The sequence below is a fragment of the Agrococcus sp. KRD186 genome, from assembly GCF_017168255.1.
Taxonomy (GTDB): Bacteria; Actinomycetota; Actinomycetes; order Actinomycetales; family Microbacteriaceae; genus Agrococcus.
Map to the genome: position 1 here is coordinate 2750931 of NZ_JABFAP010000001.1, position 23993 is coordinate 2774923.

At 71.8% G+C, this 23993-nt stretch carries 17 protein-coding genes; 10 read left to right on the forward strand and 7 right to left on the reverse strand.

Annotation, left to right across the window (positions count from 1 at the left end; all coding sequences use genetic code 11):
* Positions 1-28 precede the first annotated feature (28 nt).
* Together J1M46_RS13340 and J1M46_RS13345 are read right to left on the reverse strand one after the other, a co-directional pair.
* Positions 29-733 carry a LysR family transcriptional regulator substrate-binding protein gene (locus tag J1M46_RS13340; protein ID WP_206448240.1) on the reverse strand — a complete coding sequence of 235 codons (705 nt, stop codon included), beginning with the start codon at positions 731-733 and terminating at the stop codon, positions 29-31.
* A gap of 28 nt (positions 734-761) precedes the next feature.
* Entirely contained in the window at positions 762-1385 is a 624-nt protein-coding gene (locus J1M46_RS13345) for an alpha/beta hydrolase (protein ID WP_206448241.1), read from the reverse strand.
* Between the two features lie 66 nt (positions 1386-1451).
* On the opposite strand from J1M46_RS13345, the gene J1M46_RS13350 reads away from it, so the two are divergent.
* From J1M46_RS13350 to mgrA, 5 genes are read left to right on the forward strand one after another with little or no spacing between them, the layout of a single operon-like run.
* The gene (locus tag J1M46_RS13350) at positions 1452-2696 is read left to right on the forward strand and encodes a hypothetical protein (RefSeq protein WP_206448242.1); all 1245 of its coding nucleotides are present in this window, start codon (positions 1452-1454) and stop codon (positions 2694-2696) included.
* Positions 2697-2731: 35 nt separating this feature from the next.
* Positions 2732-3271, forward strand: coding sequence for an NUDIX hydrolase family protein (locus tag J1M46_RS13355; RefSeq protein ID WP_206448243.1), 540 nt, complete (start codon positions 2732-2734; stop codon positions 3269-3271).
* 4 nt (positions 3272-3275) lie between these two features.
* Entirely contained in the window at positions 3276-3860 is a 585-nt protein-coding gene (locus J1M46_RS13360) for a DUF7010 family protein (RefSeq protein WP_206448244.1), read from the forward strand.
* Positions 3861-3895: 35 nt separating this feature from the next.
* On the forward strand, positions 3896-4417 hold the full coding sequence (locus J1M46_RS13365; protein ID WP_206448245.1) for a hypothetical protein: 522 nt from the start codon (positions 3896-3898) through the stop codon (positions 4415-4417).
* Entirely contained in the window at positions 4414-5451 is a 1038-nt protein-coding gene (mgrA, locus tag J1M46_RS13370) for an L-glyceraldehyde 3-phosphate reductase (RefSeq protein WP_206448246.1), read from the forward strand. Before J1M46_RS13365 ends, mgrA begins: the two co-directional genes overlap by 4 nt.
* Positions 5452-5687: 236 nt before the next feature.
* Here mgrA and J1M46_RS13375 read toward each other — a convergent pair whose 3' ends face one another.
* The 3 genes from J1M46_RS13375 to J1M46_RS13385 form a co-directional block, all read right to left on the reverse strand.
* Complete coding sequence (locus tag J1M46_RS13375) at positions 5688-6146, reverse strand: SprT-like domain-containing protein (RefSeq protein WP_206448247.1); 459 nt, start codon at positions 6144-6146, stop codon at positions 5688-5690.
* A 104-nt stretch (positions 6147-6250) separates the two neighbouring features.
* Positions 6251-6823, reverse strand: coding sequence for a hypothetical protein (locus tag J1M46_RS13380; protein ID WP_206448248.1), 573 nt, complete (start codon positions 6821-6823; stop codon positions 6251-6253).
* A gap of 61 nt (positions 6824-6884) precedes the next feature.
* Complete coding sequence (locus J1M46_RS13385; protein ID WP_206448741.1) at positions 6885-7670, reverse strand: spermidine synthase; 786 nt, start codon at positions 7668-7670, stop codon at positions 6885-6887.
* 298 nt (positions 7671-7968) lie between these two features.
* On the opposite strand from J1M46_RS13385, the gene rpoB reads away from it, so the two are divergent.
* The 3 genes from rpoB to J1M46_RS13400 all read left to right on the forward strand — a co-directional run bounded on the left by rpoB (position 7969) and on the right by J1M46_RS13400 (position 17000).
* The gene (gene rpoB, locus J1M46_RS13390) at positions 7969-11439 is read left to right on the forward strand and encodes a DNA-directed RNA polymerase subunit beta (protein ID WP_206448249.1); all 3471 of its coding nucleotides are present in this window, start codon (positions 7969-7971) and stop codon (positions 11437-11439) included.
* Between the two features lie 38 nt (positions 11440-11477).
* A complete protein-coding gene (gene rpoC, locus J1M46_RS13395) occupies positions 11478-15362 on the forward strand; it encodes a DNA-directed RNA polymerase subunit beta' (RefSeq protein WP_206448250.1) in 3885 nt (1294 codons plus the stop codon).
* Between the two features lie 156 nt (positions 15363-15518).
* On the forward strand, positions 15519-17000 hold the full coding sequence (locus J1M46_RS13400; protein ID WP_206448251.1) for a DMT family transporter: 1482 nt from the start codon (positions 15519-15521) through the stop codon (positions 16998-17000).
* Between the two features lie 57 nt (positions 17001-17057).
* Here the strand turns inward: J1M46_RS13400 and J1M46_RS13405 are convergent, their stop codons facing one another.
* Together J1M46_RS13405 and J1M46_RS13410 are read right to left on the reverse strand one after the other, a co-directional pair.
* On the reverse strand, positions 17058-17813 hold the full coding sequence (locus J1M46_RS13405; protein WP_206448252.1) for a hypothetical protein: 756 nt from the start codon (positions 17811-17813) through the stop codon (positions 17058-17060).
* Positions 17789-18421 (reverse strand): hypothetical protein, encoded by a 633-nt coding sequence (locus J1M46_RS13410; RefSeq protein WP_206448253.1) that lies wholly within the window; start codon positions 18419-18421, stop codon positions 17789-17791. Before J1M46_RS13410 ends, J1M46_RS13405 begins: the two co-directional genes overlap by 25 nt.
* A 107-nt stretch (positions 18422-18528) precedes the next feature.
* On the opposite strand from J1M46_RS13410, the gene J1M46_RS13415 reads away from it, so the two are divergent.
* Both J1M46_RS13415 and J1M46_RS13420 read left to right on the forward strand, forming a co-directional pair.
* Positions 18529-19611 carry an Ig-like domain-containing protein gene (locus tag J1M46_RS13415; protein ID WP_206448254.1) on the forward strand — a complete coding sequence of 361 codons (1083 nt, stop codon included), beginning with the start codon at positions 18529-18531 and terminating at the stop codon, positions 19609-19611.
* A 16-nt stretch (positions 19612-19627) separates the two neighbouring features.
* A complete protein-coding gene (locus J1M46_RS13420; RefSeq protein ID WP_206448255.1) occupies positions 19628-23953 on the forward strand; it encodes an FtsK/SpoIIIE domain-containing protein in 4326 nt (1441 codons plus the stop codon).
* Positions 23954-23993 lie beyond the last annotated feature (40 nt).

The following is a 23993-nucleotide window of genomic DNA, read 5'->3' on the forward strand; positions in this document are numbered from 1 at the left end:
CCTCGTGCTCGCCGGGTGCGGCTCGCTGCTAGCGGCGCCGACCCGGCCCCGGCCGTCCCGAACGGCCGGGGCCACCCGGTCGACGCGGCCGGTTGGAGCCGGGCTTGGGCTTCGGCTTCGAGGGGCGGGGCTTCGCGCCGGTGGCCGCGTTGCCCGGCTCGACGCGGTGCGCTCGGTCGTCACGATGCTTGCCGTCACCGCGCGAGGAGCCAGCCTTGCGCCCGCGCGCGATGCCGATGAGCTCCTGGTGCAGGGGCGAGTCCGCCGCCTCGAGCCAGGCGAGCGCGATCGTCGTCGGCGGCAGGTCGGTCACCACGCGGTGGCGGGTCTCGGTGCCGCCGAGCGCGCGCGCGACCGACATCGGCACGATCGCGAGCCCGGCTCCCGTGGCGACGGTCTCGAGCAGCTGCGCGAGGCTCATCCCGCCCCGGTCGAGCATCGGCTCACCGGCGAGGTCGGCGCTCGTGACGGTCTCGAACGCGACGATCGGGTGGCCCTTCGCCGCCACCACCACCGGCAGCTCGTCGTAGAGCCGCACGATGTGCATGCCCTCCTCAGCGATGGGGAGCCGGGCCAGCACCGCATCGGCACGTCCCTCGACGAGCGCGGCCACCGCATCCGCCTCGTCCACCTCGACCAGCTCGGCGCGCACATCGGGTACGCGCTCGCGCCATACGCGCAGCCACTTGGCCGGGGTCACCCCCGGCACACCGCCCAGCCTGAACCGCTCCATGCGCTCAGTCTGCCGTGCGCGCGGCGCCTCAAGCTCCAGCGCGCAGCAGGAAGGCGACCACGTCGGCGAGCTCCTCGGCGACGATCGAGTGCGCGCGGTGGTAGGTGCGCCGATCGACGTCGAAGTGCGCATCGAGCCACGGCGCCGAGCGCTCGATCTTGTCGCGGTTGATCACCTCGTCGAGGTCGCCGATGGTCGTCAGCAGCGGGATGCGCGGCTGCATCGCCGCCAGCTCCGCATCGCCCGGCAGCTCACCGGCGTGCACGAACGAGGCCAGGTGAGCGATGGAGGCGAAGCGATCGGGCGCGAGGCGCGCGAGCTGCACGGCCATCGCGCCGCCCTGCGAGAAGCCCAGCAGGTGCACGCGCGAGAAGCGCCCCTCGAGGCCGTCGAGCCAGGCGAGCACCGCCTGCGCGGCCTCGTCGATAACCGCGTGGTCGTCGCTGTCGACGGGCGAGAACTCGAACCAGGCGAAGCCGCCGCCGTAGGGGATCGGGCCGCGCAGCGAGGCGACCGTGAGGTGCGCCGGCAGGTGCGGGGCGAGGCCGAACAGGTCGCCCTCGTGCGAGCCGATGCCGTGCATGACGAGCAGCAGCTCGCCGTCGGGCTCGCCCTCGCGCCAGCGGACGACGTCCGCGTCGATCTGCAGCATGTCGTGCCTCCTTCGCGGGTGCCGCCACAACGGCGAGCGCCCTGCAGAACACCGTAGCCTCGAAGCATGACGAACACCTCGGCGACCACGCGGGTGCTGGGCACCGTCGGGGCCCGCTCGGGCGGCTCCGGGCGGGGCGGCGGCAGCCACCGCGCCCCCCGCAGCCGCCGCATCGGCCGGGTCGTCTCGCTCGACGCCGCGCGCGGCCTGCTCGTGCTCGCGACCGTCTTCTGGCTCGCCGCGCCGCGCCGCCCGTTCCCGGCCTCCGAGCCGTGGGGCGCGATCGGCCTCGACGCGATCGCGCTGCCCGCCTTCGCCGTGGTGCTCGGCTGCTCGTTCGCGATGGCGCAGCACCGCAGCTGGATGAGCGGCGGCCGCATGATCCGCCGCACCCTCATCCTGCTGCTGCTCGGCCTGGTGCTCGCCGCCGCTGCCGCGCTCGTCGCCGGCGCGGCGGCCGGCATCCCCTTCGACGCCGAGGCCGGCACGCTCGGTGGCCTGGAGCGCACGCGCATCGCGGGGCCGCTGGTGCAGCTGGGCGTCGCGGTCGCGGTTCTCGGCTTCCTCGGCATGCTCGCGCGCAGCTGGTCGGGCTGGTCGCTCGCCGTCGCCGTCTCCACCGCGATCGGCGCGGGCACGCTCTGGCTCAGCACCGGCCTGTGCGGCGAGCTCAGCGACCGCTGCAGCCCTGCGACCCTCATCGTCACCGGGGTGGCGGATGCCGCGGGCGCCACCGCAGACCCGCTCATCACGGCGGGGGTCACCACGGTCGTCGCCGGGCTCGGCCTGGCGCTGCCGGCGGCCGCCGGCGCCGCCCTCGTGCACGCGCTGCTGCGCGCCCGCAGCGTCACCGGCGGCCAGCGCGGCCGCGTGATCGGCTACGGGCTGCTGGCGGCGCTGCTGACCGCCGTGCTCAGCGTGCTCGCCTACTTCACGCCCACCGTCTGGGGGCAGCAGCCGCTGCAGCCGGCGACCGCGCTCTGGACGCCGCCGCTCACCCTCGCCGTCGCGACGCTGGCCAGCCTGCTCGCGACCGCGATGCATCCGTCGATCGACACCGACCTGCGCGGCGGCACCTCGGCGCTGGGCATGTTCGCCCAGCCCTTCGCCGCCGTCGGCCGCATCAGCCTGCTGGCCGTCGGCACCACGCTCGCCGCCCGCACGCTGCTCGAGACCGTGTCGCCGAGCCCGGTCGCGTGGTTCGCCGGGCTGGGCGACATCCCGTCGATCGCGCTCGGGCTGGTGGTGGTGGCGCTGTGGCTGACGCTCGCGCTCTGGGCCGACCGCACGGGCCGCCGCCTGCGTCCCTGAGCCATGCCGACGCATCCGCCTGGCACCATGGGGCCATGGCTGTGCGCACCCCCGACCCCAATCCAGGCTGGCTGAGCGACGACGAGCTGCAGCAGGCGCGCGAGCGCATGCCCATCCTCTACGTCGAGGCCATCCCCGTGCGGCTCGACGGGCTCGGCCAGGTGACGGAGATCGGGCTGCTGCTGCGCATGAATGCGCAGAGCGAGATCACCCGCACGGTCGTCTCCGGCCGCGTGATGCGCGGCGAGCGCGTGCGCGACGCCCTCTACCGCCACCTCGAGAAGGATCTCGGGCCGATGGCCTTCCCGCAGCTGCCGGCCGACCCGACCCCGTTCCACATCGCCGAGTACTTCCCGCTGCCGGGCGACGGCATCTACGCCGACGACCGCCAGCACGCCGTCTCGCTCTGCTACATCGTGCCCGTCACCGGCTCGTGCGATCCGCGGCAGGACGCCCTCGAGCTCACCTGGCTCTCGCCGGAGGCCGCCGCCTCAGAGCTCGTCACGAGCGAGATGGAGGGCGGCCGCGGCGCGCTCGTGCGGGCGGCGCTCGCCAGGCTCGGCGCACTACGCTGAACCGGTGACCAGCACCGCGGCGAGCACCGCCGCCATGTCCATCGCCGAGGCGCAGGCCGACGTCCGCCGCATCTATCAGGGCGGGGCGGTCGGCCCGTGGGTCTCGAGCGCGATCTGGCTGATCGCCGCAGCCGTCACGACCTGGGGCTCCGAGGTCGCCGGTGCTGCGGCGCTGTTCCTCGGCGGCATCCTGATCTTCCCGCTCACGACCCTCGCCCTCACGCTGCTCGGAGGCCCCGCGGGCCTGCCGAAGGGGCACCCGATGATCGCGCTCGCGGCGCTCACCGCGATCACGGTGCCGATCGGGCTGATCGTCGCGCTCTGGCTGCTGCCGCAGTCGCCCCACATCTTCACCTCTGCCGCCATGGTGATCGTCGGTGCCCACTACCTGCCGTTCGTGTTCCTCTACGGCATGCGCGTCTACGCGGCGCTCGCGGCAGTCCTCTGCGCCGGCGGCGTGCTCATCGCCCTCGCGGTGCCGAACCCCGGGCCCGTCGCTGCCTGGGCGGGTGCCGGGGTGCTCATCGTCTTCGGCTTCATCATCCGGCGCGCGTGCATGCGCATGGCGGCACCCGCCGACGACAGATGACGGATGCGCTCCGTCGCGCTCCGTAGGCTGGCGGCATGAGTGCGCACTACCAGGTCACCCTCGAGTGGGGAGCGGCCGGCATGCGGTCCGCGGCAGCCGACGTGATCGTCATCGCGGATGCCGACGGTGGGGCCGAGACGGCCGAGCTGCGCTCGCTCGTGCCCGGCTCCGCACTCGTGCTGGAGGCGGCGCTCGAGGGCGCCGCTTCCGTGGCCCGCGCCGCGCTCGACGAGCAGGAGCGGCGCGGCGACCGCGTCTCGATCGCGATCGTCGCGGCGGGAGAGCGCTGGGCGGACGGCTCGCTGCGCCCCACCGCGACCGACCTGCTGGTCGCCGGTCGCGTCGTCGACGAGCTGGCGACGCTCGGCATCGACTTCCACAGCCCCGCCTGCGCCGCGGCGTGCGCGGCAGCCGTCGCGCTCCGCGGCGCCACCAGGACCCTTGTCGCCGCCGAGGCGGTCGCCGCCGCCGACGCCACGGCCCACCCGGCCGCCGCCGCAGCCTCCGCACCAGAGCCGAGCACCGCATCCGCCACCCGAACAGGAGCAGCCCGATGACCTGGACCGCCGACCCCGCCCGCTACGACACGATGCAGTACCGCCGCGCCGGCGGATCCGGGCTGCAGCTGCCAGCGCTCACGCTCGGCCTGTGGCACAACTTCGGCGACGACGTGCCGCTCGAGCGGCAGCGCGGCATCGTGACGACCGCGTTCGATCGCGGCATCACCCACTTCGACCTCGCCAACAACTACGGCCCGCCCTACGGCGCCGCCGAGGCCAACTTCGGCCGCATCATGGCGAGCGACCTCGCCGCGCACCGCGACGAGATCCTCGTCACCACCAAGGCCGGCTGGGACATGTGGCCCGGGCCGTACGGCTCCGGCGGCAGCCGCAAGTACCTGATCGCGAGCCTCGACCGCTCGCTCGCGCGCATGGGCCTCGACCACGTCGACATCTTCTACCACCACCGGCCAGACCCCGAGACGCCGCTCGAGGAGACCATGGCGGCGCTCGACCACATCGTGCGCACCGGCCGCGCCCTCTACGTGGGCGTCTCGAGCTACTCGGCGGCCGACACTCGCAGAGCGCACGAGATCCTGGCGTCGCTCGGCACGCCGCTGACCATCCACCAGCCGTCCTACTCGATGCTCAACCGGTGGATCGAGACGGATGGCCTGCTCGAGACCGCGGGCGAGCTCGGCATCGGCGTCATCGGGTTCACGGCGCTGGCGCAGGGCCTGCTGACCGGCAAGTACCTCGACGGCGTGCCGGCCGACTCGCGCGCGGGGCGCGGCGGCACGTCGATCGACCCGGAGGTGTCTGCGGAGGCGACCCGACGCATCCGCGGCCTGGCCGACATCGCCGAGCAGCGCGGGCAGTCGCTGGCGCAGCTGGCGCTGGCGTGGGCGCTGCGCGACGAGCGCATGACCTCGCTGACGATCGGCGCCTCGCGCGTCGAGCAGCTCGAGCAGAACCTCGGCGCCCTGAGCGCACCGCCGCTCACCGCCGACGAGCTCGCCGCGATCGACGAGCTCGCGCGCGACGAGCCCGGCGTCGACCTCTGGGCCGGCGCGCGCGACTCCCGCGCGTAGCCCTCATCCCCCGTCCCTCCGCAGGTATAGGGCGGTTTGCTCTCTCGGCTCGCCACAGAGGGCAAACCGCCGTATACCTGTGAGGCGAGGCGGTGACCCGCACCTGGCGTGCATGGGCAGTGAGCACGCCCGGGTGCGGCAGCGAGCCCGCGCCGCGCGCTCAGGCGGCCTGCTGCTGCGCGAGCCCGCGCCGCGCGCTCAGGCGGCCTGCTGCCGCGCGAGCCCGCGCGGCACGCTCAGGCGGCCTGCTGCCGCCTGCTCCACCGCACCTCGACCAGGCTGCGAGCCGAGCGCGTGCAGGGCTTGCACGCGTAGCGGCCGCGCGGTGCCCGGAAGCGCACGTGCTCGTGCCCACCGGGGCACGAGCCCACCCAGCCCGCGCGCTCGGCAGCGATCTCGCCCTGGTGCGTGCGGCCGCCGACATAGCCGATCTCGCGCGCGGTGCGCCGCCACAACGGTCCGTGGCCGACGCGCGGGCCGACCATTGCGTGCGCCACCTCGTGCAGCAGCGTCTGGTGCACTTCGTCGTCGTCCCAGAGCGCGGCGAGATGCTTCGAGACGGTGATGCGCCGCGTCGTGAAGTTCGTCAGCCCGGCGCGCTTCGCGGCCCGGTCGAAGCCGAACGCCCATGAGTCGTCGAGGTGCAGCCGGATGAGCGCTTCCGCCCACACCCGCACGCGTTCGAGATCAGCCATCGTTCACCCTTCGACGGCTGCGAGCATGCCAGCAGTCGGGCAGGCGACGCGAACCGGACGCATCCGCCTGTGGATGACGATCGCCGCGCACGGGATGCTGCGGCTCAGCGCCCGCCCCAGATCGGATGGGTCGCGCGCGGCACATCCTGCTCGGCCCGCAGCGCCTCCGTCTGGTCGCGGTCGGTCGCGACCATGAGCGCCAGCTCTGCGGCCTCGAGCTGCTCGGCCGGCAGCTCAGCCTCGCGGCAGAGCTCCACCGCGACGGTGAAGTCGACGCAGGCCTCGTGCCACTGGCCCAGCGCGAAGTGCACGGTGCCGCGCTGCTGCAGCGCGTGCGCCCACAGCTCGACCCAGTCGTTCGAGCGCGACTCGGCGATGATGGCGGTGCATTCGCCCAGCGCGGTGCGCAGATCACCGCGTGTCTGGATGACGGATGCGCGCAGCAGTCGCGCCTCCGCCACCCGGTCGCGAGATCCCGACGCCCGGGCGAGCGTCACCGCTTCGCTCGCGGCGGTGAGCGCGTCGTCGAGGCGGCCGATCGACTCGAGCAGCCAGGCGCGTTCGGAGACGGCGGCGAGCGATCGCTCCCTGCCGAGCTGTCGCAGCCGGCGCGCGACCGCGCCCACGTCGACCGCGTTGCGCAGCGCCGTCTGGTCGTAGCCGATCGACTCGCTCATGCCCGCAATCGTCCCGCACGTGCGCCGATTCGCGGGGAGCACGCGCCGCATTCGGCGGCGGTCAGCCGAAGATGCCGCGATCCGGGGCCGGGCTCGGCGTCGCGTCGGCGTCGCGGGCCGGCAGCGCACCGCCGAGGAAGCGGCGCAGCTCGGCGCCCGCGACGACCTTGCCGGGCAGCGGGTCGCGGCGCAGGCCGCGCCCGATCTCGTCGAGATCCGGCAGCGTGGCACCGGCGATCGCCACCACGTTGCCGAACCGCCGACCCTTGAGCATGCCGGGGTCGGCGAGCGCGGCCACTTCGGCGTGCACCTCGAGCAGCGCCGCGAGCTGCCGCTTCGCGAACGCCAGCGTGCGGTCGTCAGCGATGTTCACGACCACCATGCCGCCCGGCGCGAGCAGCTCGCGCGCGAGCGCATGGAACTCCACCGTCGTCACGTGCGCCGGTGTCTGCGAGCCCGAGAACACATCCACCACCACCAGGTCGACGGCGCCGCGCAGCCCGGCCGGCAGCCGGCCGAGCTGCTCGCGCGCGTCGCCGTAGCGCACCCGGACGCTCGCGCCGCGGGGGAGCGGCGCGACCTCGCGCACCAGCTCGACCAGCAGCGGCTCGAGCTCGATCACCTGCTGCCGCGAGCCGCGCCGGGTCGCATCGATGTAGCGGGGGAGCGTGAACGCACCGGCGCCCAGGTGCACGGCGGTGATCGGCCCCGGCGGCAGTGCGTCGATCGCGTGACCCATCTGCTGCACGTACTCGTAGACCAGCAGCTCCGGCCGCTCCGGGTCGACGTGCGACTGCGGCGTGCCGTCGACGACGAGCTGCCAGCCGCCCGCTCCGGAGAAGCGCATCTCGGCGTGCAGGCCGCTCGAGAGGCGACGGGTGGGGGTGCTCACGCCACCATTGTCCCGCGCCCGCCGGCGCCGTTAGCATCGGGCGTCGCGGGGCCGCCAGCCGACACGCCGGAGCGACTGGACTTTCGCCGATCAGCGGCGTAACGTTGCCGGTTGCGCTCACTGACATCCCCTCTGCCTTCATATTGCGGTCGGCACGCGCCCATCTCGGGCGCTTCAGGGTGTTGACGAGTCTCTCACCGACGACACGATCCCGGGAAGACCCGCAACCCTTCCCGGCCCGGAGGTATCTGCCTTGGCTGAACTGAGCCCCAAGACCGGTCGAAACGCGAGCCGCCTGAGCTTCGCGCGGATCACGGACACACTGACTGTCCCCGACCTGCTCGCACTCCAGACCGAGAGCTTCGAATGGCTCATCGGCGACGAGGCATGGAAGGTGCGTGCCGGCGACCCGAGCACCGCCGGCCGTGAAGGAGTCCACGAGAACTCCGGCCTCGAGGAGATCTTCGAGGAGATCTCGCCCATCGAGGACCTCGGCGAGAAGATGCAGCTCTCCTTCTCCGAGCCCGTCCTCGACGTGCCCAAGTACACGATCGACGAGTGCAAGGAGCGCGGCAAGACCTACGCCGCCCCGCTGTACGTCGCGGCCGAGTTCATGAACCACGAGACCGGCGAGATCAAGTCGCAGACGGTCTTCATGGGCGACTTCCCGCTGATGACGGAGAAGGGCACGTTCATCGTGAACGGCACCGAGCGCGTCGTCGTCTCGCAGCTCGTCCGCAGCCCCGGCGTCTACTTCGACCGCACCCCCGAGAAGATGTCCGACAAGGACGTCTACTCGGCGCGCGTCATCCCCAGCCGCGGTGCGTGGCTCGAGTTCGAGATCGACAAGCGCGACGCCGTCGGCGTGCGCATCGACCGCAAGCGCAAGCAGTCGGTCACCGTCTTCCTGAAGGCACTCGGCCTCACGAGCGAGGACATCGCCCGCGAGTTCGCCGGCTACGAGTCGATCATGGCGACGCTCGAGAAGGACGTGCCGATGTCGAAGGAGGACGCCCTCCGCGACATCTACCGCAAGCTGCGTCCGGGCGAGCAGGTCGCCGCCGAGGCCGCCCGCGCGCTGCTGGACAACTTCTACTTCAACCCGAAGCGCTACGACCTCGCCAAGGTGGGTCGCTACAAGATCAACCGCAAGCTCGGCATCGACGTGCCCATGAGCGACTCGGTGCTGTCGGTCGAGGACATCGTCGCGACCATCAAGTACCTCGTCGCGCTGCACGCCGAGGAGACGACGATCAAGGGCGTCCGCAAGGGCGAGCCCGTCGACATCCGTCTCGACGTCGACGACATCGACCACTTCGGCAACCGCCGCATCCGCGCCGTCGGCGAGCTCATCCAGAACCAGGTCCGCACGGGCCTGGCTCGCATGGAGCGCGTCGTGCGTGAGCGCATGTCCACGCAGGACATCGAGGCGATCACCCCGCAGACCCTGATCAACGTGCGCCCCGTGAGCGCCGCGATCAAGGAGTTCTTCGGCACCTCGCAGCTGTCGCAGTTCATGGATCAGAACAACCCGCTCGCGGGCCTGACCCACAAGCGCACGCTCTCGGCGCTGGGCCCTGGCGGCCTCTCGCGCGAGCGCGCCGGTGTCGAGGTGCGCGACGTGCACCCCTCGCACTACGGCCGCATGTGCCCGATCGAGACGCCGGAAGGCCCGAATATCGGCCTGATCGGGCGCCTCGCGACCTTCGGCCGCATCAACTCCTTCGGCTTCATCGAGACCCCCTACCGCCGGGTCGAGAACGGCGTCGTCGGCGAGCAGATCGACTACCTGACCGCCTCCGAGGAGGACGAGTTCATCGTCGCCCACGCGAACAACCCGCTCGACAAGCAGAGCCGGTTCGTCGAGGAGCGCGTCATCGCCAGGAAGAAGGGCGAGGAGGTCGAGCTCGTCGACCCGAAGACGGTCAACTACATGGACGTCTCGCCGCGCCAGATGGCGTCGGTCGCCACCAGCCTCATCCCGTTCCTCGAGCACGACGACGCCAACCGCGCCCTCATGGGTGCGAACATGCAGCGCCAGGCCGTGCCGCTCGTGCGCTCGGACTCGCCGCTGGTCGGCACCGGCATGGAGGGCTTCGCGGCCATCGACTCCGGCGATGTCATCACGGCGGATGCGTCGGGTGTCGTCGCAGAGGTCTCGGCCGACCTGGTCACGGTGCAGCTCGACGAGGGCGGCACGCAGCAGTACTTCCTGCGCAAGTTCTCCCGCTCGAACCAGGGCACGTCGTACAACCACCGCGTGATCGTCTCGGCGGGCGACCGCATCGAGGCCGGCGAGGTCATCGCTGACGGTCCCGCGACCGAGAACGGCGAGCTCGCGCTCGGCAAGAACCTGCTCGTGGCGTTCATGCCGTGGGAGGGCCACAACTACGAGGACGCCATCATCCTCAGCCAGAACCTCGTGAAGGACGACGTGCTCTCGTCGATCCACATCGAGGAGTACGAGGTCGACGCCCGCGACACGAAGCTCGGCAAGGAGGAGGTCACGCGTGACCTCCCCAACGTCGGGCCCGACCTGCTGGCCGACCTCGACGAGCGCGGCATCATCCGCATCGGCGCCGAGGTCGTCCCCGGCGACATCCTGGTCGGCAAGGTCACGCCGAAGGGCGAGACCGAGCTGAGCGCCGAGGAGCGCCTGCTCCGCGCGATCTTCAACGAGAAGAGCCGCGAGGTGCGCGACACGTCGCTCAAGGTGCCCCACGGCGAGCAGGGCACCGTCATCGCCGTCAAGCAGTTCCGCGCTGAGGACGGCGACGACGAGCTGGGCTCGGGCGTGCACGAGAAGGTCGTGGTCTACATCGCGCAGAAGCGCAAGATCACCGAGGGCGACAAGCTCGCCGGCCGTCACGGCAACAAGGGCGTCATCGCGAAGATCCTCCCCGAGGAGGACATGCCCTTCCTCGAGGACGGCACGCCGGTCGACATCGTCCTGAACCCGCTCGGCATCCCGAAGCGCATGAACTTCGGCCAGGTGCTCGAGACGCACCTCGGCTGGATCGCGAAGACGGGCTGGAAGGTCGACGGCAAGCCCGAGTGGTCGAAGGGTCTCGACCCGGCTGCGCTCGAGGCGCCCGCGAACACGAAGGTCGCGACGCCGGTCTTCGACGGCGCCACCGAGGAGGCGATCATCGGCCTGCTCGATGCCACGCTCCCCACCCGCGACGGCGTGCGACTGGTCGACGGCTCGGGCAAGGCGAACCTGTTCGACGGCCGCTCCGGTGAGCCGTACCCGTTCCCGGTCTCGGTCGGCTACATGTACATCCTCAAGCTGCACCACCTGGTCGACGACAAGATCCACGCGCGCTCGACCGGGCCGTACTCGATGATCACGCAGCAGCCCCTGGGCGGCAAGGCGCAGTTCGGCGGCCAGCGGTTCGGCGAGATGGAGGTCTGGGCGCTGGAGGCGTACGGCGCCGCCTACACCCTGCAGGAGCTGCTCACCATCAAGTCCGACGACATCGTCGGCCGCGTGAAGGTGTACGAGGCCATCGTCAAGGGCGAGAACATCCAGGAGCCCGGCATCCCCGAGTCCTTCAAGGTGCTCATGAAGGAGATGCAGTCGCTGTGCCTGAACGTCGAGGTGCTCAACGCGGCCGGTGACGTCGTCACCCTCCGCGACGACGAGGACGAGGCGCTCCGCACGGCCGAGGAGCTCGGCATCAACATCTCCCGCCCTGAGCTGTCGTCGATCGACGACATCTGATCCGGCAGCTGAACAGAATTCGACAAGAGGGAATTGCATTGATCGACGCAACAACGTTCGATGAGCTGCGGATCGGCCTGGCTACGGCCGACGACATCCGGGGCTGGTCTCACGGCGAAGTGAAGAAGCCCGAGACCATCAACTACCGCACGCTGAAGCCGGAGAAGGACGGCCTGTTCGGCGAGCAGATCTTCGGCCCGAGCCGCGACTGGGAGTGCGCCTGCGGCAAGTACAAGCGCGTGCGCTTCAAGGGCATCGTCTGCGAGCGCTGCGGTGTCGAGGTCACGAAGTCGTCGGTGCGCCGTGAGCGCATGGGCCACATCGAGCTCGCCGCCCCGGTCACGCACATCTGGTACTTCAAGGGCGTGCCCAGTCGTCTCGGCTACCTGCTCGACATGGCGCCGAAGGACCTCGAGAAGGTCATCTACTTCGCCGCGTACATGATCATCTCTGTCGACCAGGAGGCTCGTCACGAGCGCCTGCCGCAGCTCGAGCAGGAGCTGCGCCTGAAGGTCGGCGAGATCGAGAAGCGCCGCGACGCGGACATCGCCGCTCGTCTGTCGCAGCTGGAGACCGATGTCGCCCAGCTCGAGGAGGAGGGCGCGAAGGCCGACCAGAAGCGCAAGGTCAAGGACGCCGGCGAGCGCGAGATGGCGCAGCTGCGCAAGTTCGCCGACGACGAGATCGCACAGATGGAGAAGGTCTTCGACGACTTCCGCACGCTCAAGGTCGGCGACCTGAAGGCCGAGGACGCGACGTACCACGACCTCGTCGACCTGTACGGCGAGTTCTTCGAGGGCCACATGGGCGCCGAGGCGATCAAGCTCCGCCTGCTCTCGTTCGACCTGGTCGCCGAGGGCGAGGACCTGCACCAGCAGATCGCCGAGGGCAAGGGCCAGCGCAAGATCCGCGCGATCAAGCGCCTGAAGGTCGTCAACTCCTTCCTGCAGACGGGCAACAGCCCGGCTGCGATGGTGCTCGACGTCGTCCCGGTCATCCCGCCGGAGCTGCGCCCGATGGTGCAGCTCGACGGTGGCCGCTTCGCCACCAGCGACCTGAACGACCTCTACCGCCGCGTCATCAACCGCAACAACCGCCTGCGTCGCCTGCTCGACCTCGGTGCTCCCGAGATCATCGTGAACAACGAGAAGCGCATGCTGCAGGAGGCTGTCGACGCCCTGTTCGACAACGGCCGTCGTGGCCGTCCCGTCACGGGCACCGGCAACCGCGCGCTGAAGTCGCTCTCCGACATGCTCAAGGGCAAGCAGGGGCGCTTCCGCCAGAACCTGCTCGGCAAGCGCGTCGACTACTCCGGCCGCTCGGTCATCGTGGTCGGCCCGCAGCTGCAGCTGCACCAGTGCGGTCTGCCGAAGCAGATGGCGCTCGAGCTGTTCAAGCCGTTCGTCATCAAGCGCCTGATCGACCTGGGCCACTCGCAGAACATCAAGCACGCCAAGCGCATGGTGGAGCGTTCGAAGCCGCAGGTGTGGGATGTGCTCGAGGAGATCATCCGCGAGCGCCCCGTGCTGCTGAACCGTGCGCCCACGCTGCACCGACTGGGCATCCAGGCCTTCGAGCCGCTGCTCGTCGAGGGCAAGGCCATCCAGCTGCACCCGCTCGTCTGCGCGGCGTTCAACGCCGACTTCGACGGTGACCAGATGGCTGTGCACCTGCCGCTCTCGGTCGAGGCGCAGGCCGAGGCCCGCGTGCTGATGCTCGCATCCAGCAACATCCTGAAGCCGTCCGACGGCCGCCCGGTGACGCTGCCCTCGCACGAGATGGTCTCGGGTCTGCACCACCTGACCACGGTCAAGGAGGACGGCATCGGCACCGGCCGTGCGTTCTCCTCGGTCGCCGAGGCGATCATGGCCATGGACCAGGGCTCGCTGAACATCGGCTCGACCGTGCGCCTGCGCCTGGACGGCCTGGTCTTCCGCGACCAGGACCGCCCTGAGGGCTTCGTCGACGGCGAGACCTTCCTGCACGAGACGACCCTCGGCCGCGCGCTCTTCAACGAGCTGCTGCCGGCGGACTTCCCGTTCGTGGCAGAGGCGGCGACCAAGCCGGTCATCTCGCTCATCGTGAACGCCCTCGCAGAGCGCTACCCGAAGGTGGTCGTCGCGCAGACGCTCGACAAGATCAAGGACGCCGGCTTCTACTGGGCAACGCGCTCCGGCATCTCGGTCGCGCTCTCCGACGTCATCACGCCGGAGCACAAGGAGGAGATCGTCGCTGCCGCGGAAGAGGCGGCCGCCAAGATCCAGTCGAAGTTCGAGAAGGGTCTCATCACCGACGCCGAGCGTCGCAGCGACCTGACCGAGCTCTGGACCAAGGCCACCAACGATGTCCAGAAGGACACGCAGGAGGCCTTCGACAAGGACAACTCGATCTACCGCATGGTCACCGCAGGCGCCAACGGCAACTGGATCCAGGTGCGAAACATCACCGGCATGCGCGGTCTGGTGACCAACCCGAAGGGTGAGGTCATCCCTCGTCCGATCATCTCCTCGTACCGCGAGGGCCTGACGGTGGCGGAGTACTTCATCGCCACGCACGGTGCGCGCAAGGGCTCGGCCGACACCGCGCTCCGCACGGCCGACTCGGGCTACCTGACGCGTCGTCTCGTCGACGTGTCGCAGGACGTCATCATCCGTGAGGACGACTGCGGCACCGAGCGCGGCCTGGACGTGCCGATCGCCGAGACGATCGACGGCAACCTCGTGCTGCACGAGAACGTCGAGTCGGCGGTGTACGCCCGCAACCTGGCGACGGATGTCGTGGCTGCGGACGGCACGGTCCTCGCGACGGGCGGTCAGGACATCGGCGACCGCGAGATCCGCGCGTTCATCGCGGCGGGCATCGAGACGGTCAAGGTGCGCTCGGTGCTCACGTGCGAGTCGGCGGTCGGCGTCTGCGCCCGCTGCTACGGCCGCTCGCTGGCCACCGGTCTGCTCGTCGACATCGGCGAGGCGGTCGGCATCATCGCCGCCCAGTCGATCGGCGAGCCCGGCACGCAGCTCACCATGCGCACGTTCCACACCGGTGGCTCGGTCGGCGCGAGCGACATCACGCAGGGTCTGCCCCGTGTGACGGAGCTCTTCGAGGCTCGCACCCCGAAGAACGCCTCGCCCATCGCGGAGGCTGCCGGGCGGGTGCGCATCGAGGAGGACGACAAGTCCAAGCGCATCGTCATCACGCCCGACAACGGCGATGAGGAGTTCGCCTACCCGGTGCTCCGCCGCGCGACCCTCCTGGTCGGCGACGGCGACCACGTCGAGCAGGGGCAGCAGCTCCAGATCGGTGCGGTCGACCCGAAGGAGGTGCTGCGCGTGCGCGGTGTCCGCGAGGTGCAGAAGCACCTGGTCTCGGGTGTGCAGGACGTGTACCGCTCGCAGGGTGTGCCGATCCACGACAAGCACATCGAGGTGATCGTCCGGCAGATGCTCCGCAAGGTCACGGTCGTCGATCACGGTGAGACGGGCCTGCTGCCCGGCGAGCTCGTCGACCGCTCGCGGTACAACGACCTCAACCGTGCCGCGCTGACCGATGGCAAGAAGACCGCCTCGGCCCGCCAGGAGGTCATGGGCATCACGAAGGCGTCGCTCGCGACGGAGTCGTGGCTGTCGGCCGCGTCGTTCCAGGAGACCACCAAGGTGCTCACGGAGGCGGCGCTCGCCGGCAAGCGGGACCCGCTGCTGGGCCTCAAGGAGAACGTCATCATCGGCAAGCTCATCCCCGCGGGCACCGGCCTGTCGCGCTACCGCGACGTCTCGGTCGAGGCCACGGAGGAGGCGAAGGCGGAGCGCTACCCGAACCGCCTGTTCGCCGATGCCGGCGGCGTGGACGAGTCCGACCTCTCCTACCTCGACTTCGACGCCTTCACCGGCGGCGAGTTCACGGAGGAGCCCGGTCAGATCGTCTGATCGATCGCACGTGCAGGGGCCGCATCCGATTCGGGTGCGGCCCCTGCGCCGTTCCCCGTGATTGGACCTCGAGCGGTGCGCCGCAGCCGACGCACACCGCTGCGTGCCTAGAATCAGCCGACGACGCGGCACCGTGCCGCTTCAGGAGGTTTGACGATGAGCGACGAGCAGCCCACCTCGTGGCGCGATCGGTTCTTCGGCAGCACGCCCGCCGAGACGCCGGCAGCCGACAGTGCCGATTCTGCGACGGATGAGCAGGCCGAGGCCGAGCCGGAGGTCACGTACGACTCAGCGGAGCTCGCGCCCGACGAGGCCGAGGTCGCGGCGGTCTCGGTCCAGGATCACGACGAGCACCAACCGCTGGTCGAGCACGACGCGCAGGCCGGCCGGGATCCGGTCGACGCCGACGAGAGCGCACCCGCAGAGCGGGAGGGCCGCAACGCCTCCGACAGCGGATCCAGCGACGACGCCTCCATCGAGCCGACGGTGATCGCTCCGTCGACGCTGCGGGGGCCCTCGCACTCCGCCGCGCATCCGGACGACGCCCGCGGCTCCGCCGACGCGGCGCACGGCGAGGCCGCGGAGAGTTCGCTCGAGCAGCACCCTGAAGCCGACGCGGCAGGCGCGAACGCAGCCGACGGTGCCGAGCCGCCGGCGCTCGTCGAGCCCCGCCGCCCCTCGTTCGGCCTGCGCCGCCGCGCAGACGGCGAACCGGCCGGCGGCGACGGCGCGGACGGCACGGCAGCGGGCGTCGCCGCCGGCGGCCTGGCTGCCGGTGGCGCGGTCGCTGCGTCGCGCTCCGGCGACCGCGATGCAGGCGCCCCGGAGTTCTCGGAGCCGGCTCCGACGCAGGCGATGGAGACCCAGCGCGCCGGCGACCAGCCGACACAGGCGATGGACGCCCAGCAGGCCGACACCGGTGCCGCAACGCGGGTGCTCGACGCGCAGCCGGAGCCCGAGCGCACGGAGCGGTTCGGCATCATCCGCGATGAGGTGCCCGCCTCGTCGATCCCGGTCGACGACGAGACCGCCCGTGCCGCCGCCGGTGGAGGCACGCCCATCGTGCTCGTCGAGGAGCCGATGCCGCCGCGCCGCAAGGGCGCGCGGGGCGTGGGCTTCGCGGTCACGCTGCTCGCGACGCTCATCTTCGCGATCGTCTTCGCCGCTGCCTACTTCGCCGTCGGCTACCTCTTCGACCGCGAGTTCAACGCGATGGAGACGCTCGAGTCGGTGTGGCTGCGACCCTCGTTCCTGCTGCCGGTGGTGGTCTTCTTCCTCGCCTACTGGATCGTGACGCTCATCGTGAACCGCGCCGGCTGGTGGGCGCACGTGCTGGGCGCCTTCATCGTCGCGCTGCTCGTCTACGCGTCGCACATCGGCGGCGCCTTCATGGAGGAGCAGGGTGGATGGACCGCCTACACGGCGCTGCCCGGCATCGACCCGCAGGCGCTGGGCCAGCTGCTGCTCGCGCCGCTGTCGGTGCTGGCGTTCGTGATCGCCCGCGAGGTGCCGGTCTGGGTCGGCGGCATCGTCGCTCGCCGCGGCCGCAAGGCGCGCGAGTGGAACCGGCAGTCGATGGACGAGTTCAACGCCGAGAACGCCGAGCGGCTCGCAGCCTACGAGCGAGCTCGCGGCTGACGCAGCACGACGAGGAACGGCCCGGGCTCGCGCCCGGGCCGTTCCTCGTTCGCAGACTCAGCGACACGGCCGGGCGAGCTCGCCCGGCGCCTCCACGGCGACCGGCTCGCCCCATCCGGTGAATGTGAAGGAGCCGTCGCCCGAGGTGTCGGCGGCCTCGAGCAGCCGGGGCAGCGGCGCGCCCTCAGCCTCCACCAGCAGCCGACCCACCGGGGCGTCACCCGAGCCGAGCACGACGGTGAGCGTCTCGCTGTCGCCGATCCGCGGCTCCACGGCGAGCGGGTCGGCGCCGAGCGCGAGCTCCTCGACGAGCGCCGCGGGGTCGAGCAGCGGTCGCCACTCGGCGAGCAGCGCCTCCGCGCTCGCCGTGCACACGAAGCCTTCGGCGAACTCGGCGATCCCTGTGCGATCGGCGTAGGCGCGGTTGCCCCGCAGGTACGTCAGGCCGTCGGCGACGACGATCTCGACATGGCTCGTGCCGGCGTCGACGGTGGCGCTGAAGCGGTCGGACGCTCCCTGGAACGCGACATCGAGCGAGCGGCCGGTGGTGGGCGGCACCTCCGGATCCTCGCTCTCGATCGTCTCGACGAAGGAGCCCTCGTAGCGCACGCCGCCGGCTGCCCGGATCGCCTGCGAGATCTCGGCGACGGCCGCGTCGCCCGAGAGCAGCCACAGCCCGTTGCCCGGCTGCCCCTGCGGGTCGAGCGTCGACAGGTCGACGTGCTCGGGCACCGGCACGGGCTCGGCGGCGGCGGAGCATCCCGTCAGCGCGACCAGTGCGAGCAGCGCTACTGCTGAGCGTCTGCGACGCACGCGCTCGCGCCTCCCTCCGCCTCGAGAGCGGCGGCGTCCATGCGCACCTCTCCCGTCGCGCTCGCCGGGCGCACGACGAAGCAGGTGTCGGCGCCGTAGAAGCCGCCCGCCGAGTAGATCCAGCTCTCGGTGCCGCGCACGAGCTGCGAGAGGTCGACCTGCGCACCGGATCCGTCGACGGCTATCACGCTGTACGGCGCATCGGGACCGTCCCAGTCGAGGTGCGCGTTGCCCGCGTCGATCGTCAGCTGCAGGTTGGTGACCCGCACATCCGGCGCGAGCACGACCGAGACGACGAACCAGGCGACGCCGGCGCCGATCGCGAGCACGGTGAGGATCAGCGAGACGATGAAGGCCGGATGCTTGTACCAGCGGCGGGGAGGGGTGCGCAGCTCCTCGAGCTCGGGCAGCACGTCGCCGGAGCTGCTCAGCGGCGGCCGCTCGGCGGCGACGCGCAGCGACACCTGGCCGCGCTCCCAGCCCATGCCGGTGCCCGGCGCGACCGCGTCGTCAGCGGGCAGGCCGCGCGAGGTGTCCTCCGCGGTCTGCGTCTGCTCAGCGAGCGCGGGGGCGCCGCGCAGGTCTCGACGACGCTGCTGATCGGTCACGCATGCTCCTCGCTCAGGTTGGGCCACCGGCGGCTCGGTACGATGCTCCATCGTAGGCGGAAGCTCGCTGGCTTCCCTGGACGGTTCTGGCGACGGGAGGGGCGCGGATGCCACGGGCAATGCTCGCGCTCGCCGTACTGACTGCCGCGACGCTCGCCTCGCTCGGCACCACCCCGGCCGCCGCCACCGGCTACAGCGGGCCCAATGCGGTGGCGATCCCGTACCTGGGGGAGATCGTCGTGAAGCCGGCGCCCGGCTGGACCGTCGCCGACTGCGCGGCGCCGCTCGCGGCCACCGATCTGCTGGTCGAGTGCTCGGCGGAGGAGCTGCGGTTCGCGACCGATGCCTGGGATGCGTCGCTCGGCACGGTGATCGTGCCGGTGCCGCTCACGAACGGCCGCACCACGATCGGGTTCGACTACCGCGTCACCCTCGCGCCGCCCGAGGCGCCGGCCGTGCGCCCAGCGGCCGCGGCGCATCCGATCGCCGCAGGCACGACCGTGCTCGTGCCGCTCACCGACCTCGGCATCGAGTGCTCGGTGTGCACCGACGGCGGCTTCGTCGACGTCGGCGCCGTCGAGCCGGCGGAGGCGGGCACCGCCTCGGCGCTGCCCATGCACGTGCGGTTCACGGCCTCCGCCTCGTTCTCCGGCACGGCCGAGATCGCGGTGCGCTTCGGCGACCGCTTCGGCTCCTGGTCGCAGCCGGTGCAGCTGCCAGTGCACGTCTACACCGACAGCGACGGCACGCTGCAGGCGATGTCGGTCTGGCACGAGCGCACGCCGGGCAGCTCCTCGCCGCTCAGCATCCGCGAGCTCGTGCAGGGCGCCGGCGCCGACGCCGCGGTGCTGGTCGGCTGCGGGAGCGCCGCGCACGGCATCGTGGTGTGCAGCCCGGACGGCAACGTGCTCTACGCCCCCGCGGACGACGCGGCTGTCGACCAGTTCAGCTACCACGTGGCGACGCCGAGCGGCGAGCAGGCGAGCGGCTCGGTGACGCTCGCGACCGCCTCGAGCGGGCTGCCGACCTCGGGGCCGATCGCGCTCGCGGCCCCCGCCGATCCCGACCCCGACGACGACGACCACAGCGTCGCGACCTCGTTCATCCCGCCGCCGCCCGTCGAGGAGACGGGCGGCTCGACGGGCATCTTCGACCCGCTGCTCGGGCTCTTCGCCCGCGTGGACGCATGACCCCAGGAGGAGCACGATGACGGTGCGGCTGTCGCTGAGCGAATCCGGTGCCGAGGGCGATACTTCGGACTGGATGCTGAAGGTCGACGACGCGACCACGGTCGCCGAGGTCGCGGAGTCCCTGGGCGTGCACCCCGAGCTGCTGGCGGATGGACCGGCCGGCACCCCGCTGGTGCAGTCGCAGCTGCTGTCGGGCGCGGTGGTGCCGGCGCGGGCCTCGTCGCTGCTGCCCGCGGGCACGCTGCGCCTCGAGGTGGTCGGCGGCCCGTTCGCGGGGCAGACCTTCCCGGTGGGCACCGAGGGCAGCATCACGGTCGGCTCGGGCTCGGCCGACCTGCGCGTCAACGACCCCGCGCTCCAGCCCGTGCACGCGACCATCCGGGTCCGTCGCGAGCCCCGCGAGGACGGCCGTCCCGCACCCCTGCTGGCGACAGTCGTGCCCGCCGAGGGCGCCCGCGCCTACGTCAACGGCGAGCCGCTCGAGGGCGAGACCGAGATCGTGCCCTCCGACCTGCTGCAGCTCGGCGCATCGATGCTCCGGCTCGGCATCGCGCCGGCCACCGACGCCGACCTGACGCCCGTGCTGGGCGCGCGCGGCTTCAACCGGCCCTCCCGCATCGCGCCGCAGAAGGCCCGGCCGGTCGTCCCCCTGCCCGGCGACAAGCCCGAGGATCCCGACCAGTCGCCGATGCCGTGGCTGTCGGCGATCATCCCCGTGGTGCTGGGCGTCACCATGGCGGTCGTCTTCAACCGCCCCATCATGCTGATGATGGCGGCGGCCAGCCCGATCATGGTCATCGGCTCCTTCCTCACGAACCGCAAGCTGGCGAAGAAGAAGGGCGTCAAGACCGAGCTGCAGTGGCGCGACGAGGTCGCCGCGGCCGGCCGCCGCATCACCGACCTGGTGCGCCTCCAGCGGCTCGACGCCTGGTATCGGCTGCCGGACCCGGTGGTGCTGCGCGACATCGCGATGCGCCCGCTGTCGCGGCTGTGGGAGCGCCGTCGGCGCGACGACGACGCGCTGCAGGTGCGCGTCGGCGTCACCGAGGTCGCGCTCGACGTGGGCTTCGAGGGCGGCGGCAGGGATCGCGCGGGCGAGCGGCGCGTCGGCGTCGCGCCGGCGCCGGTGGCGATCGACCTGCGCGCGGGCGTCGCCGGCATCGCGGGGGAGACCGAGGCCGTGCGCAGCGTCGCCCGGTCGATGCTCGCCTCCATCGCGACGCTCCGCTCGCCGCGCGAGACCGAGCTCATCGTCATCTGCGGCGACGACGCATCCGATGACTGGGCATGGACGAAGTGGCTCCCGCACATCCAGCTGGTCGACAACGTGCCGGCGCAGATCGGCAACACCGACGACTCGCGCCGCGAGCGGCTGCGCGAGCTGACGGTCGCGCTCGACGTGCGGATGCGCATGGCCGGCCAGCGCGGGTTCGACCCGGGCACCGACATCATCGTGCTCGTCGACGGGGCGCGCCGCTTCCGCATGCTGCCGGGCATGGTGCCGCTGCTCGAGCACGGCGCCGAGCACGGCATCCACGTCATCGCCCTCGAGACCGATCGGGCGCGGCTGCCCGAGGAGGCGAAGAGCGTGCTGGTGGTCGACGCGGCCGACGCCTCGCTCGGGCGGCTCGAGACCGATGCGGCGTACTACCCGGTGGTGCTGCTGGACGGCATGTCGCTCGCGCACGTCGAGCAGCTGGGCCGCTCGCTGTGCTCGCTGCAGCACGTCTCCGGGGTCGGCGACGAGGCGATGCTGCCGACGAGCGTGCGGATGGTCGACCTGCTCGGCATCGACCTCGACGACCACTCGGCGCTCGTGCACCGCTGGGAGCAGCGGCCGCGCAACACCTACGTGGTCGTCGGCGCCAACGCCGACGGCGAGTTCGCGCTGGACATCTCGCGAGACGGGCCGCACGCGCTCGTCGCCGGCACCACCGGCTCCGGCAAGTCGGAGTTCCTCCAGGCGCTCGTGATCGGGCTCGCGATGGCGAACCGGCCCGACGCCCTCAACTTCGTGCTGGTCGACTACAAGGGCGGCTCGGCCTTCGCCGACTGCGAGCGGCTGCCGCACACCGTCGGCATGGTCACGAACCTCGACGCGCGGGAGACCGAGCGCGCGCTCGCCTCGCTCGACGCAGAGCTCAAGCGCCGTGAGCGCGTGCTGCGCGACATGGGCGCGAAGGACATCGACAACGCCTGGGCGCGCGACGCGGAGACGGCCGCCAGCCGCGGCCTGGCGCGGCTCATGATCGTGATCGACGAGTTCGCCGAGCTCAAGACCGAGCTGCCGGAGTTCATCGACGGTCTCGTGCGCATCGCGCGCGTCGGCCGCTCCCTGGGCGTCAACCTCGTGCTCGCCACGCAGCGGCCCTCCGGCATCGTGACGCCCGAGATGCAGTCGAACATCAACCTGCGCGTCGCGCTGCGCGTCACCGACCGCGCGGACTCCTCCGACATCATCGGCTCGGCAGAGGCATCCCTCATCTCACCCTCGACGCCTGGCCGCGGCTACGTCAGGCTCGGCCCCTCGTCGGCGCCGCAGGGCTTCCAGACGGCGCGCGTGGCCGGCCTGCGCCCGGGCGCCAAGCGCACGGCGAAGGCGCTGCCGCCGAAGGCGGAGCTGCTGTGGGACGACCTCGGCTTCCCCGCGCGCTACCCGCGCTCGATGGCGACCCACGACGAGAACCGCGACCTCGACGACACCGATCTGCGGGCCCTCGTCGAGATGGTGTCTCGCGCGACCGCCGAGCTCGGCATCGAGAAGAACCCCTCGCCGTGGCTGCTGCCGCTGCCCGCGGTGCTGCCGCTCGAGCGGCTCGCCGAGCACGAGCTGGCGCCCAGCGAGATCGCGCTCGGCCTCGAAGACGTGCCGGCCGAGCAGTCGCAGCGCGTGCTCACCTGGGATCTCGAGCGGGGCTCGCACCTGCTCTTCATGGGCGGCTCGATGTCGGGCCGCACCACGGCGCTGCGCACGGTGCTCGCGCAGGCAGTGCAGCGCATGACGCCCGCCGACCTGCACCTGTACATCGCCGACTTCGGCAACGGCGCGCTCATGCCGCTGGCCGATGCACCGCACGCGGGCGCCGTGGTGACGCAGCTCGACAGCGACCGACTGCCGCGGCTCATGCAGCGGCTGCTCGAAGAGCTCGGCCGCAGGCAGGGGGTGCTCTCGAGCGCCGGCGTCGGCCACATCCGCGAGCAGCGCCAGCAGGCGCGGCCGGAGGATCGCCTGCCGTTCGCGATCTTCGCCGTCGACGGGTGGGACCGCATGCTCTCGACCATGAACCCGGATGCGCTGATCGCGTTCCGTGATCAGGTCATGCGGGTGCTGCGCGAGGGCCCGGCCGTGGGTGTGCGCGTCGTGATGTCGGGCGATCGCGGCATCTCGGGCGACAAGATCGCCGCCTTCATCGACACGCAGTATGTGCTGCCCATGCGCGACATCAACGACTACCGCACCGCCGGCATCATGGCGCGGGACATCCCGCTCAACCTGCCCCCGGGGCGCGTGCTGTTCGGGGCGCAGGGTGTTGAGGCGCAGCTGGCGGTGCTGCTGCGCGACACCAGTGGCGAGGCGCAGACGACGGCGCTGCGCCGCGTGGTCGAGCACGTGCGCGACCACTACGACGGCTTCCCGGAGCTCGAGCAGCTGCCGCAGCCGTTCCGCGTCGATCCGCTGCCGAACTACATGTCGCTCACGCAGGCGTACGAGCTGCCTGCCGGCGACACCACCGACCCGGACGGCATCGTCGTCGCGGTCGGCGGCGACAGGCTCTCGCGCTTCACGCTCGACTGGCCGGAGGACGGTGGCTTCGCAGTCGCCGGCCCGCGCCGTTCGGGCCGCTCGAGCGTGCTCGCGGCGATGCTGCACCAGCTCGCGCATCGCGGCGAGCCGCTGCTCGTCGTCGCGCCGCGGCCCTCGATCCTGACCGAGGCGGCCGAGGCGCGGGGCATCGCGGTGATCAGCGCCGCCGACACGAGCCCGGCCGAGCTCGAGCAGGCGCTCGCGGCGTTCGACGGTCGGGTCTCGATCCTGGTGGACGACGCCGAGCAGTACAAGAACGCCCCCATCGAGCACGCGCTCGGCGGCATCAAGCACCGCGCCACCTTCGCCGCCGCCGCTGACTCCGACTCGATGTCGACGCTGTTCGGCGGCCCGTTCGCCGAGGCGCGACGATCGCGGCGCGCGATCGTGCTGTCACCGGAGGCCTCGATGCTCGGCACGCAGGCCATCGGCTCGCCCATCCCGAAGCCGATGCTCGGCCGCAGGTCGGTGGGCGGCGGCGTCTTCATGGCGTCGGGCGGGTGGCTGCCGGTGCGCGTGCCCGACATGCGCCAGTAGCGGGCCGCCGCGATCGCTCGCGGCATAGGATCGTCCGGTC

What these genes read in the sequence shown, in the direction of transcription:
- J1M46_RS13340 (WP_206448240.1), bottom strand. Translation starts at nt 733, where the DNA reads ATGGAGCGGTTCAGGCTGGGCGGTGTGCCGGGGGTGACCCCGGCCAAG.
- J1M46_RS13345 (WP_206448241.1), bottom strand. Translation starts at nt 1,385, where the DNA reads ATGCTGCAGATCGACGCGGACGTCGTCCGCTGGCGCGAGGGCGAGCCC.
- J1M46_RS13350 (WP_206448242.1), top strand. Translation starts at nt 1,452, where the DNA reads ATGACGAACACCTCGGCGACCACGCGGGTGCTGGGCACCGTCGGGGCC.
- J1M46_RS13355 (WP_206448243.1), top strand. Translation starts at nt 2,732, where the DNA reads ATGGCTGTGCGCACCCCCGACCCCAATCCAGGCTGGCTGAGCGACGAC.
- J1M46_RS13365 (WP_206448245.1), top strand. Translation starts at nt 3,896, where the DNA reads ATGAGTGCGCACTACCAGGTCACCCTCGAGTGGGGAGCGGCCGGCATG.
- mgrA (WP_206448246.1), top strand. Translation starts at nt 4,414, where the DNA reads ATGACCTGGACCGCCGACCCCGCCCGCTACGACACGATGCAGTACCGC.
- J1M46_RS13375 (WP_206448247.1), bottom strand. Translation starts at nt 6,146, where the DNA reads ATGGCTGATCTCGAACGCGTGCGGGTGTGGGCGGAAGCGCTCATCCGG.
- J1M46_RS13380 (WP_206448248.1), bottom strand. Translation starts at nt 6,823, where the DNA reads ATGAGCGAGTCGATCGGCTACGACCAGACGGCGCTGCGCAACGCGGTC.
- J1M46_RS13385 (WP_206448741.1), bottom strand. Translation starts at nt 7,670, where the DNA reads ATGCGCTTCTCCGGAGCGGGCGGCTGGCAGCTCGTCGTCGACGGCACG.
- J1M46_RS13400 (WP_206448251.1), top strand. Translation starts at nt 15,519, where the DNA reads ATGAGCGACGAGCAGCCCACCTCGTGGCGCGATCGGTTCTTCGGCAGC.
- J1M46_RS13415 (WP_206448254.1), top strand. Translation starts at nt 18,529, where the DNA reads ATGCCACGGGCAATGCTCGCGCTCGCCGTACTGACTGCCGCGACGCTC.
- J1M46_RS13420 (WP_206448255.1), top strand. Translation starts at nt 19,628, where the DNA reads ATGACGGTGCGGCTGTCGCTGAGCGAATCCGGTGCCGAGGGCGATACT.